16 protein-coding genes are annotated in these 16359 nt (G+C 62.0%); 9 read left to right on the plus strand and 7 right to left on the minus strand.

Going from position 1 to position 16359, the window contains the following annotated elements:
- Positions 1-132 precede the first annotated feature (132 nt).
- Entirely contained in the window at positions 133-1047 is a 915-nt protein-coding gene (locus tag AC244_RS12025; RefSeq protein WP_053249057.1) for a LysR family transcriptional regulator, read from the plus strand.
- Positions 1048-1184: 137 nt separating this feature from the next.
- Here the strand turns inward: AC244_RS12025 and AC244_RS12030 are convergent, their stop codons facing one another.
- Positions 1185-2165 (minus strand): quinone oxidoreductase family protein, encoded by a 981-nt coding sequence (locus AC244_RS12030; RefSeq protein ID WP_053249058.1) that lies wholly within the window; start codon positions 2163-2165, stop codon positions 1185-1187.
- Between the two features lie 99 nt (positions 2166-2264).
- Here AC244_RS12030 and AC244_RS12035 point away from each other — a divergent pair, with 99 nt between their 5' ends.
- Positions 2265-2642 carry a winged helix-turn-helix transcriptional regulator gene (locus AC244_RS12035; protein ID WP_053249059.1) on the plus strand — a complete coding sequence of 126 codons (378 nt, stop codon included), beginning with the start codon at positions 2265-2267 and terminating at the stop codon, positions 2640-2642.
- 2 nt (positions 2643-2644) lie between these two features.
- Here AC244_RS12035 and xdhC read toward each other — a convergent pair whose 3' ends face one another.
- From xdhC to uraH, 4 genes are read right to left on the minus strand one after another with little or no spacing between them, the layout of a single operon-like run.
- Positions 2645-3508 (minus strand): xanthine dehydrogenase accessory protein XdhC, encoded by an 864-nt coding sequence (gene xdhC, locus AC244_RS12040; protein ID WP_053249060.1) that lies wholly within the window; start codon positions 3506-3508, stop codon positions 2645-2647.
- Positions 3509-3520: 12 nt separating this feature from the next.
- Positions 3521-5866, minus strand: coding sequence for a xanthine dehydrogenase molybdopterin binding subunit (gene xdhB / locus AC244_RS12045; protein ID WP_053249061.1), 2346 nt, complete (start codon positions 5864-5866; stop codon positions 3521-3523).
- 12 nt (positions 5867-5878) lie between these two features.
- On the minus strand, positions 5879-7360 hold the full coding sequence (xdhA, locus tag AC244_RS12050; RefSeq protein ID WP_053249062.1) for a xanthine dehydrogenase small subunit: 1482 nt from the start codon (positions 7358-7360) through the stop codon (positions 5879-5881).
- Positions 7361-7366: 6 nt separating this feature from the next.
- Positions 7367-7738 (minus strand): hydroxyisourate hydrolase, encoded by a 372-nt coding sequence (uraH, locus tag AC244_RS12055; RefSeq protein ID WP_053249063.1) that lies wholly within the window; start codon positions 7736-7738, stop codon positions 7367-7369.
- Between the two features lie 171 nt (positions 7739-7909).
- Here uraH and puuE point away from each other — a divergent pair, with 171 nt between their 5' ends.
- The 3 genes from puuE to AC244_RS12070 are packed head-to-tail and all read left to right on the plus strand — an operon-like array spanning position 7910 to position 10872.
- Complete coding sequence (puuE, locus tag AC244_RS12060) at positions 7910-9325, plus strand: allantoinase PuuE (RefSeq protein ID WP_053249064.1); 1416 nt, start codon at positions 7910-7912, stop codon at positions 9323-9325.
- A gap of 9 nt (positions 9326-9334) precedes the next feature.
- Entirely contained in the window at positions 9335-10357 is a 1023-nt protein-coding gene (gene alc / locus AC244_RS12065; RefSeq protein ID WP_053249065.1) for an allantoicase, read from the plus strand.
- Between the two features lie 29 nt (positions 10358-10386).
- Positions 10387-10872 (plus strand): ureidoglycolate lyase, encoded by a 486-nt coding sequence (locus tag AC244_RS12070; protein WP_053249066.1) that lies wholly within the window; start codon positions 10387-10389, stop codon positions 10870-10872.
- A gap of 70 nt (positions 10873-10942) precedes the next feature.
- On the opposite strand, the gene AC244_RS12075 is transcribed toward AC244_RS12070, so the two are convergent.
- Positions 10943-11800, minus strand: a complete 858-nt coding sequence (locus AC244_RS12075; RefSeq protein ID WP_082366828.1) for a helix-turn-helix transcriptional regulator — start codon at positions 11798-11800, stop codon at positions 10943-10945.
- A gap of 103 nt (positions 11801-11903) precedes the next feature.
- Here AC244_RS12075 and AC244_RS12080 point away from each other — a divergent pair, with 103 nt between their 5' ends.
- Both AC244_RS12080 and AC244_RS12085 read left to right on the plus strand, forming a co-directional pair.
- Entirely contained in the window at positions 11904-13151 is a 1248-nt protein-coding gene (locus AC244_RS12080) for a cytochrome P450 (protein WP_053249141.1), read from the plus strand.
- Between the two features lie 68 nt (positions 13152-13219).
- Entirely contained in the window at positions 13220-13540 is a 321-nt protein-coding gene (locus AC244_RS12085) for a 2Fe-2S iron-sulfur cluster-binding protein (protein WP_053249068.1), read from the plus strand.
- A gap of 144 nt (positions 13541-13684) precedes the next feature.
- Here the strand turns inward: AC244_RS12085 and AC244_RS12090 are convergent, their stop codons facing one another.
- Positions 13685-14977 (minus strand): NCS2 family permease, encoded by a 1293-nt coding sequence (locus AC244_RS12090; RefSeq protein ID WP_053249069.1) that lies wholly within the window; start codon positions 14975-14977, stop codon positions 13685-13687.
- Positions 14978-15413: 436 nt separating this feature from the next.
- On the opposite strand from AC244_RS12090, the gene AC244_RS12095 reads away from it, so the two are divergent.
- Together AC244_RS12095 and AC244_RS12100 are read left to right on the plus strand one after the other, a co-directional pair.
- Entirely contained in the window at positions 15414-15611 is a 198-nt protein-coding gene (locus AC244_RS12095) for a heavy-metal-associated domain-containing protein (protein ID WP_053249070.1), read from the plus strand.
- Between the two features lie 324 nt (positions 15612-15935).
- The gene (locus AC244_RS12100) at positions 15936-16301 is read left to right on the plus strand and encodes a DUF4396 domain-containing protein (RefSeq protein WP_234716919.1); all 366 of its coding nucleotides are present in this window, start codon (positions 15936-15938) and stop codon (positions 16299-16301) included.
- Positions 16302-16359: the final 58 nt, after the last annotated feature.

Here is a 16359-nt window from a genome sequence, read left to right on the forward strand (position 1 = left end):
CTCCGTGGCGCATTATGTGTCATTGCTGGAGGTCGCGGGAACGTCGCTGCTTCACCAACACTTTCAAAAAAAACTATAAAATCGCGACGGAATGGATGCGTTACATAAGGCCCGGAGGAGAGATCGGGAGGCATGTCATATTTGGACAATGTGCGCGTCTTCGTACGCGTCGTAGAGCTTGGAACCCTGTCGGCGGCTGGTCGTGATCAGCGCGTAACACCGGCGGTTGCCAGCAATAGAATCAAAGAGTTGGAACGCCATATGGGCGTTCGGCTGTTCAATCGGACGACGCGAAAGCTGACCCCGACCGAGCACGGTCGTGTGTTCTACGACGGTGCCGTCAAGATTCTCGAAGCGGTCAACGAGGCGGAAAATGCCATCGCGGATCTGTCGCACAATCCGAAGGGCGCGCTCAAGATTACCGCTCCGTTAGGGATAGGTCGGCGGCTGATCGCTTCGGGCATCCCCGAGTTTCACGACAAGTATCCGGATATCGAGGTGCGGCTCAGGCTCTCCGACCACAACGTCGACATCCTGTCGGAAGGGGTCGATGTCGCCTTCAAGCTCGGCATTCTCGAAGACTCGAACCTGCGCATGCGCGGCATCATGAATTGCGAGCGGGTCGTCTGTGGCGCACCCGCCTACTTCGAAAAACGTGGGATACCGCAGACGCCGGACGAGCTCATCGCCGACAAACACGACTGTCTGCTGCTGCGTTACCCCGGGTCCAAGGAATACTTCTGGACGTTGCAGACGCCGGAGGGCGTCAGGAAATTTGAAGTGACCGGGCCTTATGATTCCGATGACGGTGACGTGCTGACGCAATGGGCGCTCGACGGGCGCGGCATCATCAACAAGCCGCTCTTCGAAGTGAAGAGCTACATCAATACCGGCGAGCTGGTACCAATTCTGGCGGCAACGCCGCCGCTCGGCGTGCAGCTGGCTGCAATCTACCCGCACAAGCGCTTCCAGGATCCGAAGGTGCGGCTGATGATCGACTATATGGCGGAGCGCTGTCAGCGGCTGATCGGCAAGATGCTCGCCTGACCACCGGCTGAGGTCAGCCTAATGCATGTCGCGCAAAAGTGTGCAGCGGTTTTGCGAAAGCGACATGCACAAAAACAAGAACTTAAAGTGCGGCAAGCGAATCCTAGAGATCGCGACGCGCTTTAGATTTCCCCGCGCTAAGGCACGAGCACGATCTTGCCGGTCGTGCTTCGCGTTTCCATAGCGCGATGGGCCTCTGCTGCTTGTTGCAGCCGAAATCGACCGCCCACGTGGACCTTGAGCCGTCCGTCTTCGGCGCGACCGAACAGATCGCCGAGATCGGTTTTCAGCGCGGAAGGCGTGAGCAACGGCAATAGCGCGAACCCACGCAGAGACTGATTGGCCGACAGCATCTGTTCGATATCGGCTGCTTCGAGTTCGAAGCGGCCGATCGCGCCGAAGACGAGTTCGCCGCCTGGCGCCAGAACGCCAAGCGCTGATTTGGTGAAGTCACCACCCACCAGGTCGTAGATCGTCTCGACCGGCCTGCCCGCCAGATGCCTGCCAAGCACCGCCGGCCAGTCCGCGGCTTGGTAGTCGATTGCAAGGTCTGCGCCGAGCGTGCGCGCGAACGCGATCTTCTCGCCGCCGCCCGCAAGCGCGATAACCGTTTTAGCACCCGCCTGTTTTGCCAACTGGACCAAGAGAGAACCGACGCCGCCAGCTGCAGCTGTTACCATCACGGCCTTTCCCTTTGGGTTGCTTTGCCGAACGAGATGAAGCGCCGTCAGCCCCTGGATCATCAGGGCCGTCGCTACTTCGAACGAAACGGCGTCAGGGATCGGCACGAGGGCGTCAGCGTCGATCGCGACATATTCGGCGTACCCGCCCGCCCCGCGCCCGAAGGCGAACATCGGCACAGCGACACGCGTTCCGATCGCCGGCGTTTTGACGCCTTCGCCCATGGCCTCGACAATGCCGGCCACTTCGACGCCCGGCACCAACGGCAAATCAGGCGTGACGGCATATCGATCCTGTCGCATCAGAACTTCGAAGAAATTGAGCCCGATCGCCCCAACCCGCACCAGCACTTCGCCGTGCGCGGGCACCGGCTTCGGTATATCGATCAGCTCAAGGACTTCAGGGCCGCCGAAGGAGCGGTATTGGATTGTTTTCATGAATCTCGACCTGATTTGATTGGCTTCGATCCATAGTTAGCCTTAGGCTCCCGCTCGGCTCTACACACCCTTTTGTTCCATACTGACCGGATGGTAACCATGGCCGATATCATCAAGAGACTGCCGTCGCTACCCTCCGAGCGTGCGCTCAAGGTGATCTCCGGGCGATGGAAGGCAGTGATCCTCTATCACCTGTTCGACGGTCCGAGGCGACTTTCAGAGCTGCGGCGGCTTGTGCCCGCCGTCAGCCAGAAGGTCTTGATCCAGCAGCTTCGCGAGATGGAAGAACACGGCCTCGTTCATCGCGAGATCTTTCGCGAAGTGCCGCCCCGGGTGGAATATTCGGCAACGACGCTCGGGCAGAGCCTCGAACCGGTCCTGCTTGCCCTATGCGAATGGGGGCAGCGTCATGCCGAAGAACTGGGTGAATTCGATCAGGTCGGCGACTGCGTCATCCGACCGCGCCAAAGCGCCTGAGGTCAGGCGCCGACGCGCTTGCCTGGCTTGACCGACGAGACGGCGGGTGCTTCCCAATGGTAGTTCAGAGCGGCTGTCATGATCTCGGCGGCAGCCAGGGCTGCGATAACGGCGGGCCTCTTGTCCTTTACCGCCGTGCCGCCGATCGGGCAGACGAGGCGGTCGAAAAGATCGGGCCGGCCGATTTCCCGCGACAGCCAGCTCTTGAAGGTTGAACGCTTGGTCTTCGAACCGATCATCCCGACATAGGACGCGTCGTCACGCCTGAGCGCCTCGGCTGCAATCAGGAAGTCGAGCGCGTGGTCATGGGTGAGGATCACGAAGGCGCTGCCGCGCGGGGCATCGCGGACCACCGCCTCGGGCATCGCCGTCAGACAAGTCTCGATGCCGTGAATGTCGGCGGCCGAAAGCTCATCCTCGCGCGTGTCGACAAGGATGGTGCGCACGGGGACGAGCGACAGCGCCATCGCCAGCGCATCGCCGACATGTCCTGCGCCGAAAACATAGACATGGGGACGACTGGCAATCTCCAGATCGCTGCGTTCAATCAGCATGGCGGCTTTCTCCCGATCGATGCGCGTGAAGGCGAGCGCGACACGCCCGCCGCAACACTGGCCGATCTCCGGCCCGAGCGGGATCGTCATGGTGTCGGCGCGGTCGCCGCGCTTGAGCGCACGCCGACCGTGGTCGATCGCCATATATTCGAGCTGGCCGCCGCCGATGGTGCCGAAAAGGCCGTCCGGCGCCACCAGCATCCAGGCGTCGGTGTCGCGTGGCGTCGAGCCGGCAGCCCCCGTCACCTCGACCAGCACGCAGTCCGGCTCGCGGCGCAGGAAATCCCTGATATCTTCTCGGCTCGCAACCATCGCTATCAATCCTTAAGCCACTGCCCCTTGCCTTGCGGCGGTCCGCAGCCGCTCGATTGCCATCAGCACCCGCTCCGGCGTTGCCGGCGCGTCGATGCGCGGAGGAATACGATACTCCGCTACGCTCGCGGCTGCCATCGACAAGGCCTCCAGGACCGAAATGCCCAGCATGAAAGGCGGTTCGCCCACGGCCTTCGAGCGGCGGATCGTTTCCTCGCGATTAACAGACCATTCGGCAAGGCGGACGTTGAACACACGCGGACGATCAGAGGCAAGCGGGATCTTGTAGGTCGACGGCGCATGCGTGCGCAGCCGCCCCTTGGCGTCCCACCATAGTTCCTCGGTGGTGAGCCAGCCCATGCCCTGGACGAAGGCGCCTTCGACCTGACCCAGATCCAATGCCGGGTTCAGCGACCGTCCGACATCGTGCAGGATGTCGGTGCGATCGACCTGATATTCGCCGGTCAACGTATCGACGCTGACTTCAGAGCAGGACGCGCCATAGGCATAATAGAAGAACGGACGGCCGCGGCCCTCCGAGCGGTTCCAGTGGATCTTCGGCGTCTTGTAGAAGCCGGCCGCCGAAAGCTGGATACGGGCGCCATAGGCGAGCTTGATGAATTCGCCGAAGGGCAGGCGTTCCGCGCCGATGCGCACGGTATTCGGTTCGAACGCGACATCGGCTTCGCCAACATTCCAGCGCTCGGCAGCAAAACGCACCAGCCGCGCCTTGATCTGCTGCGCCGCATCGGCGGCCGCCATGCCGTTCAGATCAGAACCGGAGGAGGCTGCCGTCGCCGACGTGTTCGGCACTTTGCCGGTCGTCGTCGCCGTGACCTTGACCCGATCGAGATCGACCTGGAACTCGTCGGCCACCACCTGGGCAACCTTGGTGTAGAGCCCCTGCCCCATCTCGGTGCCACCGTGATTGAGGTGGATCGATCCGTCGGTATAGACGTGCACCAAGGCGCCGGCCTGGTTGTACTCGGTCTTGGTGAACGATATGCCGAACTTGACCGGCGTCAACGCGATGCCGCGCTTGATGATGTGGTTTTCGCGGTTGAAGGCGATCACCGCCTTGCGACGCGCAGCGTAATCCGCCGACGTTTCGAGCTCGCCGATGATCCGACCGATGATGTTGTCTTCGACAGTCTGGTGGTAGGGCGTGAGATTGCGGCCCTCGCCGCCATAGAAGTTGAGCTTGCGGATTTCGAGCGGATCCTTGCCGACCGCATAGGCGACATCCTCGATCATGCGCTCGCCGCCGACCATGCCCTGCGGGCCGCCGAAACCACGAAACGCGGTGTTCGAGACGGTGTTGGTCTTCAACGGCTTCGAGCGCAGACGGACGTTCGGATAGAAGTAGCAATTGTCGGCGTGAAAGAGCGCGCGATCGGTGACCGGCCCGGAGAGATCGGCGGAAAAGCCGCAGCGCGCCGCAAACACCGCGTCGACCGCCTCGATGCGTCCCTCGTCGTCGAAGCCGACCTTGTAGTCGACATGGAAGTCGTGACGCTTGCCGGTGGCCGACATGTCGTCGTCCCGGTCGGGCCTGACCTTGACGGCGCAACGGTATTTCTTCGCGGCCAGGGCGGCCACGGCTGCGAAGATATTGGCCTGCGTCTCCTTGCCGCCGAAGCCGCCACCCATGCGGCGCACGTTCACAGTCACGGCGTTGGACGGCACGCCGAGCACGGTTGCCACCATGTGTTGGGTTTCGCTCGGATGCTGTGTCGAAGAATAGACCAGAACCTCATCGTCTTCGCCGGGAATGGCAAAGGAAATCTGGCCCTCGAGGTAGAAGTGGTCCTGGCCGCCGATGCGCATCTCGCCCTCGACGATGTTTTTCGTTTTGGCAAAACCGGCTTCGATGTCGCCACGCTCCAGCTTGAGCGGATCGATGACCAGCGGATAATTCGCGGCAGCGGCCTCCAGCACGTCTGTCACATGCGGCAGGTCACGGTATTCGACCTTGACCTTGACGGCTGCACGCCTTGCCGCTTCGCGCGATGTGGCGATGACGGCAAAGATCGGCTGGCCATGAAACTCGACCTTGCCGGTCGCAAATACCGGATCGTCGTGCTTGTGCGCGGGGCTGATGTCGTTTTCCCCCGGGATGTCGTCGGCGGTCAGGATGCCGATGACACCCTCGCTGGCGCTGACCGCGTCGAAATCGATCGACAGAATGTCGGCATGCGCGCGCTGCGACAGACCGAGATAACCGTGCAGAGTGCCGGTCGGCTCCGGAATATCGTCGATGTATTCGGCCGTTCCAGACACGTGTTTGTGGCCGGATTCGTGCCGCTCATTTTCGTGGACGCCACCGCGGATGCGGTCGATGGGCTGCATCACATTCATGGATCTCACCTCCTAGACGGCAACAGCGATGTTGCGGTCGAGCCGGATGTTTCCGGTCGCCTGTGTTTCGAGATAGAAGCGGCGCAGCAGGTTCTTGGCAACCAGCTGACGATACTCCGCCGAGGCCCGCCAATCGGTGAGCGGCGTGAAGTCCTGGTCGAAGGCGGAGATCGCCTGCTCGATCATTTCTTCGCGCCAAGCGTTGCCCATGAGCACAGCCTCGACATGAGCGGCTCGCTTCGGGGTTCCGGCCATGCCGCCAAAGGCGATCACCGCGTCCGTGACATCGCCGGCAGCATCGAACGTCAGGCGGAAGGCGCCGCAGACCGCGGTAATATCCTCATCCAGACGCTTGGTGATCTTGTAGACGGCAAAGCTGGCATCGGCTTCAAGGAAGGGGATGTGGACCGCCTCGACGAATTCGCCGGGCTCGCGATCCTGCTTGCCATAGGCGATGAAGAAATCTTCGAGCGCCACGGTGCGGCGGCGAGCGCCCTTGCGTAGCGTCACCGATGCGCCGAGTGCGATCAGTGCCGGCGGCGTATCACCGATCGGCGATCCGTTGGCGATGTTGCCGCCGACAGTGCCCATGTTGCGGACCTGCTGTCCGCCGATCCGGTCCCAAAGCTCGCGCAATTGCGGGAAGTGCTCGGTGATGACGGGATAGGCTTCGGCATAGCTGACACCGGCGCCAAGTGTTACGCCCTCCTCGCCGACAGTGATGCGGCGAAGCTCTTCGAGATGCGTGAGGTGCACGGCCGGCGCGATGTCGCGCATGAATTTCGTGACCCAGAGGCCGACGTCGGTCGAGCCGGCGACGATCGTCGCCTTCGGGTTGGCTTCGAGCACATCGGCGAAATCGTCGACGGAAGCCGGCAACATGAACAGCTCCGCACCCTCGCCGATCACCACGCGGCGACCGTCCTGAAGGGCGGCGAGTTCGCCGGCGAGCCGGTCGCGCTCGGCAAACAGCGGATCCGTGCCGAGATCACCAATGGTCGAAATCGCCTCCGCCGCGCGAATGATCGCTGCATAGCCGGTGCAGCGACAGAGGTTCCCCTGCAGCGCCTTCTCGATTTCGGTGACCGAAGGCTTCGGATTTTCCATCCAGAGCCCATAGAGCGACATGACGAAGCCGGGCGTGCAGAAGCCGCATTGCGAAGCATGCGTCTGGACCATCGCCTGCTGGACGGGATGGAGCGGGCCGCCAGGCGTTGCCAGCGAATCCACCGTCACCACGTGACAGCCGTCGAGCGAACCGACGAAACGGATGCAGGCATTGACGGATTCATACTTCAGCTGCCCGCCGAGCAGCCGGCCGACCAGCACTGTGCAGGCGCCGCAGTCGCCTTCGGCACAGCCTTCCTTGGTTCCGCGCAGGTTGCGATCGATGCGCAGGAAATCGAGCAATGTCTGCACCGCAGAAACGTCGGAAAGCTCGACAAGGCGATGGTTCAGGAGGAAACGGATCGTGTTGCGGATCTGGATGGTCATTGCTGATCAGCTCCCGCGGTAGGTCGAATAGCCGTAAGGCGACAAGAGCAGCGGCACATGGTAGTGCGCCGCCTGGTCGTCGATGCCGAAGCGGATCGGGATGACGTCGAGAAACGGGTTGGCGCCGCGCGCACTTTCAGAGCCGAGATAGTCGCCGGCGTGAAAGTGCAGCTCGTAGGTGCCAGCCTGCATCAGCGATCCGCTCAACAGCGGCTGATCGCAGCGTCCGTCGTCATTGGTCCTGACCGAGCGCAGGTGTGTCTGCTGCTCGCCCTCGATGCGATAGAGCTCGATGCGCAGGTCCTTGGCCGGTTTGCCACTGGCCGTATCGAGCACATGGGTCGTCAGACGGCCGTCGTTTCCACCATGAGATTGCATGCGTCTTGCTCCTCCCGAAGTCAGCTTTCCAGTTGGCAGTATCCTGGTGGGCCGGTGCATTGAGAAGCGGGCGGATCATTCGAGACTTTCAAATTTTTTGGGGGGAATGACGTCGGAAAAATCCCGTTAGGAATCAGGCCGCAGAGACAATTGTCTGGAGGACTGCTTCAAATGAGATACCCCCGCGATCTTCACGGCCATGGCCCGAACCCCACCACCGTCTGGCCCGACGAGGCGCGGATTGCCGTGCAGTTCGTGATCAATTACGAGGAAGGCGGCGAGAACTGCGTGCTGCATGGCGATGCCGCATCAGAGGCTTTTCTGTCGGAAATCGTCGGCGCGCAGGCTTGGCCCGGACAGCGCCACTGGAACATGGAATCGATCTATGAATACGGCGCTCGCGCCGGTTTCTGGCGGCTGCATCGCATGTTCACGGAAAAGGGCGTGCCGGCGACGGTCTATGGCGTCGCAACGGCGCTAAAGCGCTCGCCGGCCCAGGTCGCGGCCATGCAGGACGCCGGCTGGGAGATCGCCTCGCATGGTCTGAAATGGATCGAGCACAAGGACTTCAGGCCGGAACGGGAGCGGGAAGAGATTGCCGAAGCGATCCGGCTGCACACCATCGTTACCGGCGAACCACCGCGCGGATGGTATACTGGCCGCTGTTCGGACAACACGCTCGACCTGGTTACCGAGACCGGCGGCTTCGACTACGTGTCGGACAGCTATGCCGACGACCTGCCCTATTGGCATGAACATGCCGGCCGCCATCAGCTCGTCATTCCCTACACGCTCGACACCAACGACATGCGCTTTGCGACCGCGCAGGGTTTTAATAGCGGCGACCAGTTCTTCAGCTATCTCAAAGACAGCTTCGACGTGCTCTATGCGGAAGGTGCAGCGGGTGCACCGAAGATGCTCAGCATCGGTCTTCACTGCCGCCTCGTGGGCAGGCCCGGTCGCGCTGCAGCGCTTGCCCGCTTCCTCGACTACGTCAAAGGCCACGAGAAGGTCTGGCTGGCCCGTCGCATCGATATCGCACGCCACTGGGCAAAGACGTATCCCTTCAAGGCCTGGGACGATCGTCCGTCACGGCTTTCCGAGGCCGATTTTGTCGCCCGCTTCGGTGGCGTTTTCGAGCATTCCGAATGGATCGCCAGGCGCGCATTTGCCGGCGAACTGTCGGCCGCCAACGACACGGCCATCGGACTTGCGGCAGCCCTCACCGCAGTCTTCCGCGAGGCGAAGCCAGAGGAACGTCTTGCCGTGCTCAACGCCCACCCGGATCTGGCCGGCAAGCTGGCGCAGGCAAAGCGGCTCACCGAAAGCTCGACCAGCGAACAGGCCTCCGCCGGCCTCGGCGCCCTGACCGATGCCGAACGCGCCCGCTTCACCGAACTCAACAGCGCCTATGTCGAGAAGTTCGGTTTTCCCTTCATCATCGCCGTCAGGGGACGTAGCAAGGATGACATCCTGGCAGCCTTCGAAAGCCGGATCGGGAACTATCGCGACAGCGAGCTTGAGACGGCATGCCGGCAGGTGGAAAGGATTGCGCTTCTCCGCCTCAAAGACATGCTGCCGAGCTGAGCCTGGGCGATGACGATCGACAGCGTCGGCCTTCCTGACTTCGCCCGCAAGGCGATCAACCTTGCCTCCGCCGGTCTCGGTGCGAGGCCGGTTTTTGCCACCGACGAGTTCTTCGCCCCGCTCGAGCGACTGCTGCAGGATTGCCCCGCCGTCTTTCATCCGGGCGTCTACGACGAACACGGCAAATGGATGGATGGGTGGGAAACACGGCGTCGGCGCGGTCCCGGCCATGACCATGCGATCGTCGCGCTTGCGGCAACCGGCCGGATCGCCGGTTTCGACGTCGATACCGCGCATTTTACCGGCAACTTTCCTTCCGCCTGCGCTATCGATGCCTGCCTGGCCCCGAACGGGCCTGATGAAACCACCGTGTGGACCGAACTGTTGGGCATGAACCCGCTTGGTCCAAGCGCCCATCACTACTTCACAGCGGTTGCCGACGGGATCTGGAGCCATGTCAGGCTGCGCATCTATCCCGACGGTGGCGTTGCCCGGTTGCGGGTCTACGGCACGCCCGAACTCGACCGGGATCGGATCGGCGACGAGGCAGTCGATCTTGCATCCTCGCTGCTCGGCGGCCGGATCGTCGTCTTCTCCAACGGCCACTACGGCCATCAACGGCTGCTGGCACCCGGTCGGGGGATCAACATGGGCGACGGCTGGGAAACGCGGCGGCGGCGCGAACCCGGCAACGACTGGATCATTGTCAGGCTTGCCGCGCGCACGTCGATCGAACGCATCATCGTCGATACTGCGCATTTCAAAGGTAATTACCCGGACGCCTGTTCGGCGCAGGCGGCTGATCTCGGCGAGGCGGACTGCGCGGTCGATGCCTTGGTAACCGCGTCCTCCCTCTACTGGCAGGAAGTGCTGCCGCGCCAAAAGCTGAGCGCCGACGGCATCCATGACTACGGCCACGGCCTGATCAAAGAGATCGGTCTCGCCACCCATGTTCGTCTCAACATCTACCCCGATGGCGGCGTCAGCCGGCTGCGTGTCTTCGGGCGCATTGCAAGGGCCGGCACCCCATAAACGACCAACATAGGACGGAGGAGCGTCACATGAAGGAGATCGAGATAAAGCCGCTGACACGCGAGGCATTCGCGCCATTCGGCGACGTGATCGAGACTGAAAACGCCTACAGTTTCCCCATCAACGGCGGAAAATGCACCCGCTACCATGACCTCGCCAAGATCGAAACCGCCGGCGAAAAGGCCCGGCCGATGATCAGCCTGGTACGCGGCGAGCCCTACCCGCTGCCATTGAAACTGACCATGGTCGAACGCCACCCCCTCGGCAGTCAGGCCTTCATTCCCTTGTCCGACAACCCTTTCCTGGTTGTCGTTTCGGAAGAGACGAAAGAAGGCCCGAGCGAGCCGATTGCCTTCCGGACTGCGCCAGGCCAGGGCGTCAACATCGCCCGCAATGTCTGGCATGGCATCCTGACGCCGCTCGACGACGTCTCCGACTTCGCCGTGATCGACCGTGGCGGCGAAGGCGTCAACCTTGAAGAGCATTTCTTCGAGGAACCATTCCTGCTGCGTTAAACGGCAGGTTTGAAATCAGAGGACGGACCCGCTCGAACCGAGTGGGTGCCGTCATCTCTTCATGCGCGAACTAGTACCCACCGTCGCGCCTGAACTTCGTCGGGGTGTAACCGGTCAAACGGCGAAAATCGCGAGAGAAATGATAGGGGTCGGGATAGCCGCAAAGCGCGGCGACCGCTGAAACCTTCGCTCCCGGCTCGACCAGCTGACGTTTCGCCTGGTTGATGCGCTCGTGGCGCAGCCAATCCATCGGCGTCGTACCGATCGAATCCTTGAATCTGCGAAACAGTTGCGACGGGCTGAGACGTGCGAGAGCGGCAAGTTCGTTGATCGTCCAGGCCTTTGCCAGGTCCTTCCTGACCGCCGCAAGCACGCCGGTTATCCGATCGCGCAATGCAGGATCGTCGGTTGGTGCGGCACCGGCCAATCGCGGCGCACTCAAATTGGCGATGAGACCGGCAATCGCCGCGCTGACCAGCGCATCCGTTGCCGACGTGCGGTCATCGAGATAGCCGATGACAGCCTGGAACGCGGCCCGTGCCGCTTCGCGATCGGAAGGTTCGAACAGCGGCGACTGTTGCACATTGAGGAAGGCATAGACATCGTCCAGCCCGTGCCCCTCGACACCCATCCAGAGATAGCGCCACTCCCCGGCATCGGGCGCACAACGATGCTCATAGGCCTGCGACGTGTCCAGCCAGATCGACATGTCCTTTTGGGCGACGAACCGCTGCCCGCGCACCTCGATCAATCCCTGCCCCGCAGTGGTGTGAACGAGCACGTGCTGGTGGAAGCGCTTGCGGATCGGCGGCTCCTCAGGCAACGCCACCCGAGCGCCGGCAACCAGCGCCGTGTAGGGAAACACCCCGGCGAGACGCGCCGGTGTGTGGAAATAGATCTCTTCGCGCTCAGCCAACATGTGCGACATTCTGCATTTCGATGCGAGTTTTGTCCATTATCTTGCGAGAGCGCTGCATTTCCTCGGACCACCTGATGACGTTATCCTGCAGCTTTTGCAGGGAGTGCGGCAAATGGCAGAAACCTTATCGAAACGCAGCCAAGTGGAGTTCGCTCCCCTGTCCCCCGATTTTGCGCGCGATCCCTATCCAACCTACAAGGCGCTGCGCGACAAGGGCGGTCTGCACTATTTCGAGGATTTCGACATCTGGCTGGCTTCGCGCTTCGAGGATGTCTCGGCAATCGTCATGGACAAGCGCATGGTCCGCTCGCTCGACGACATCGCCACGGCCGAGGAAATCGCCAGGATCCAGCGCGCCGGCAACTGGCACGACATGCCGCATCACTCACGCTTCGTGCAGTTCAGCCTGCTCGACAGCGATGGCGCCGTACACGACCGGTTGCGCAGGCAGGTTTTCAAACTGTTCACGCCGGCGATGATCGCCAAGCTGCGCGATCAGATCCAGGCCTATGTCGACCGGCTGATCGACAGCCTCGCCGATCGCGGTCAGATCGATTTCGTCGATGATCTCGCCGCCCACGTTCCCGGCCACATCATCGGCCGCCTGCTCGGCGTTCCCGACGAGGACTGTCCGCAACTGCGCATCTGGTCGGAAAACATCGTCCAGTTCTTCGACGTCGACCGGTCGGATGAACGCAAGCGCATCGCCGAGACCAACACCACCGAATTCTACGAATACCTGACAGCCCTGAAACACGAGCGCGAGCGAAGCCCCAAGGACGATCTGATCTCGGTCCTGATCGAGGCCGAGCGCGCCGGCGCGATGAATTCAGACGAGTTCATTTCGACCTGCATGCTGATCCTGATGGCCGGCCACGGGTCGACGATCGACGTGCTTGGAAGCGGCATGCATGCGCTGCTGCGCTTTCCCGAACAGATGGCGCGGCTGCGCCGGGATCCGGCACTGATCCAGACGGCGGTGCAGGAGATGTTCCGCTATGAATCGCCGCTGCCGTTCTTCCATCGTCACTGCATCGAGGACGTGGAAATCGGCGGACGGACTTTCGCCCGCGGCACGAAGTTCGGATTGCTCTATGGCGCTGCCAACCGCGATCCCAAGCAGTTCGAAATCGCCGATATGTTCGACATCGGCCGTACCCCCAACAGGCACCTGGCTTTCGGCGGCGGCGTGCACTTCTGCCTCGGCAATCATCTGGCCCGGCTGGATATGGACATCATCTTCAGCACCTTGCTGCGGCGCTTCCCGACGATCGAGCTTGTCGATGCGCAGCCGGAATACAAGCGCGGCCTCTCCGTGCGCGGCCCGAAGCGGCTGCAGATCGCCATCAAGGCGGCCTGAGCGCCAGCAGTCGCGCGAGCCTGCGTGACGCTATTCCAACAATTTCAGATTTGAGTGGAGACCAAACAATGCCCAGGATTGTCTTTGTGGATGCCGAAGGGAAAACGACCGAAGTCAAGGCCGAGATCGGCCAGTCGGTGATGTCGGCAGCCGTTCAGAACGGCATCGATGCCATCGCCGCGGAATGCGGCGGCTCCTGCGCCTGCGGCACCTGCCACTGTTACATCGATGCTGCGTGGGGCGAGAAGCTGCCATCGCCCGACTATCAGGAGCAGGACATGCTGGATTGCGTCGTCAACCCGGAGGATAGAAGCCGGCTCAGCTGTCAGATCACGGTCTCCGCTGCGCTCGACGGGCTCGTCGTGCATCTGCCGGCCGGGCAATATTGATCGAGGCTGTCGCGCGACCAGATCAAAACGTCACCCCAAATGTAAAAAGACCGGAGCCGCAGGAATGCTTGCGGTCCGGTCAGCTTTCGCGGGGGAAGTTCTGAGATATCGGGGCCGGGGCATTGTCTGCCCCAGCCTTTTTTCTTATTCGGCGAAGAAGGCGAAGCGGACGATGAAGAGCGCCGCAACGATCTGTGTTGCCGGATGAATGACACTCCACTTGCCGGTGAACACCTTGAGCACGACATAGCTCACAAAGCCGAAGGCAAGGCCGTTGGCGATCGAGTAGGTGAAGGGCATGGCAAGCGCGGTGAGCGCGGCAGGCGCCGCTTCCGTCAGGTCGTCCCAATCGACTTCCGTCAGTTCGCGCATCATCAGGCCGGCGACATAGAGCAGTGCCGGTGCCGTCGCATAGGACGGGACGGCCGCTGCCAGCGGCGAGAAGAACAGCGCGGCAAGGAAGAGCACGCTGACGGTCAGTGCCGTCAGACCGGTGCGGCCGCCAGCCTGAACGCCCGAGGCGCTTTCGACATAGGCCGTGGTGCTGCTGGTGCCGATCAGCGAACCGGCAACGATGGCGGTGCTGTCGGCGAGAAGCGCGCGGCCGAGGCGGCTCGGCTTGCCTTCTTCCACCAGCTTGGCGCGCTTGGCCACACCGATCAGCGTACCCGTGGCATCGAAGACTTCAACGAGCACGAAGACGAGGATCACGTGGACTAGGCCGCCATGCAGAGCGCCCATGATATCGAGCTGCATGAAGGTCGGTGCGATGCTCGGCGGCACGGAAACGATGCCCTTGAACTCGCTGACACCCAGCAGCATCGACAGGATGGTGACGACGAGGATGCCGATCAGGATCGAGCCGCGGACCTTCAGCGAATCGAGCACGGCAATGACGAAGAAGCCAAGGATCGCCAGCAGCGGCCCGGTCTGCTTCAGATCGCCGAGGCCGACCAGCGTTGCCGGGTTGTCGACGACGATGCCAGCATTCTTCAGTGCGATGATGCCGAGGAAGAGACCGATACCCGTCGCAATCGCGCTTCTGAGCGAATGCGGGATACCGGCGATCAGCCAGCTGCGCACCCCTGTTACGGTCAGGATCAGGAAGATCACGCCCGAGATGAACACGGCGCCCAAAGCCTGCTGCCAGCTGAAGCCCAGCGCTGCTACGACGGTAAAGGCGAAGAAGGCGTTGAGGCCCATGCCCGGTGCCATGCCGATCGGCCAGTTGGCGACGAGTGCCATGACGGCCGAGCCGAGCGCCGCAGCAATACAGGTCGCGACGAAGACGGCATCCCTATCCATGCCCGTGGTCGACAGAATGTCGGGGTTGACGAAGATGATGTAGGACATCGTCAGGAATGTCGTAACGCCGGCGATCACCTCGGTGCGCACGGACGAGTCATGCTCTTTTAACTTGAAAAGTCGTTCAAACATATTTCCTCCCTTGGCGGCGTCGCCACGACGCAGCCGAACGACAGAGATCGGGACACAGTCTCCTCCAGGACCCGACCAGTGCATTTCGATCATCCCCGAATTATCCGGCGCGATCACATCACGGACCGTTTGCGGCCCGTGCCGGGCGGGCGATCGTCCGCCCCCTTGAGACGACGCGAATGCCCTTGTGCACAGCCTGCGGATTGTGCGTCTTCCTGCGGCCGACCGCTAGCCGTCCATTCCAGGGTTCGGCGATGAAAGACTTTCAAATTTTTCGGAGCATTTGCGGCCAACCGGCAGGCCGATTTGTGATCTTTCGCCACCGGTTTCAGCGGCCGACGAAGCGCCGCGGAAAAAATATCGTCGGACGGCCTCTTGACCTTCCAACGGTGGGAAACCCCATGTTCTTCTCACATCGAAAAGAAGGAGACAAGCGATGCAGAATTACAAGATCGACAACATGACCTGCGGACATTGCGCCGGCAACGTACAAAAGGCGATCCTGAGCGTTGATCCGCAGGCAACCGTCAAGGTCGATCTCGGTTCACGCGAAGTCAGTGTGGAAACCGTCGCCGCACCCGGCCCGATCGCCGAAGCGTTGAAGGCGGCAGGCTACGAGAGCCTCCAGCTCTAAATCAAGCTCGCGACGGTGCCTCCAGTCACCGCTTTACGCTTCGGCCTCGCGCCGGGGCGTTTGTCGTTTAACGTCACCGGATCAAGGCAAGTATCCATCCGCCCGCGACACGCCTTGACCTTACAACGGTGGGAACCTTTAGGTTGCCGACTCCGCATCTTCTCGGAGACCGAACATGCAGCGCGACGAACATCACGCCCACCGACATGATCACCGCAGCGTGACGACAAACCCCTCGCAAGTCGAAGGCGCATCGCTCAACCGCCTCGCCTATCTGCGACGGTGCATTGCCTGACCGGCTGCGCCATCGGCGAGGTGCTCGGCATGGTCATCGGTTCGGCGCTCGGCTGGGGCAATGTCCAGACCATCGCGCTTGCCGTATTCCTTGCCTTTGTCTTCGGCTACGGCCTGACCATGTTTCCGCTGATCAAAGCAGGCATGCCGTTCGCCGCGGTCCTGAAGCTCGCGCTTGCGGCCGACACGGCGTCCATCGTGATCATGGAGATCGTCGACAACGCCCTGATGCTGATCATCCCGGGTGCGATGGATGCGGGCGTCACCTCCCTCCTCTTCTGGGCGAGCCTCGCGATCGCGCTCATCGTTGCCGGCGCTGCCGCGTTTCCCGTCAATCGCTGGCTGATCGCGCGCGGCAAAGGTCACGCCGTCGTGCATTCGCATCACCGGTACTGAGCAAGTGGATTGATGCATATTGGCCGAAGAAATGTTTCAAACCGCCCTTGACCTTCCC

It is taken from the genome of Ensifer adhaerens (genome assembly GCF_001270265.1).
Taxonomy (GTDB): Bacteria; Pseudomonadota; Alphaproteobacteria; order Rhizobiales; family Rhizobiaceae; genus Ensifer; species Ensifer adhaerens_B.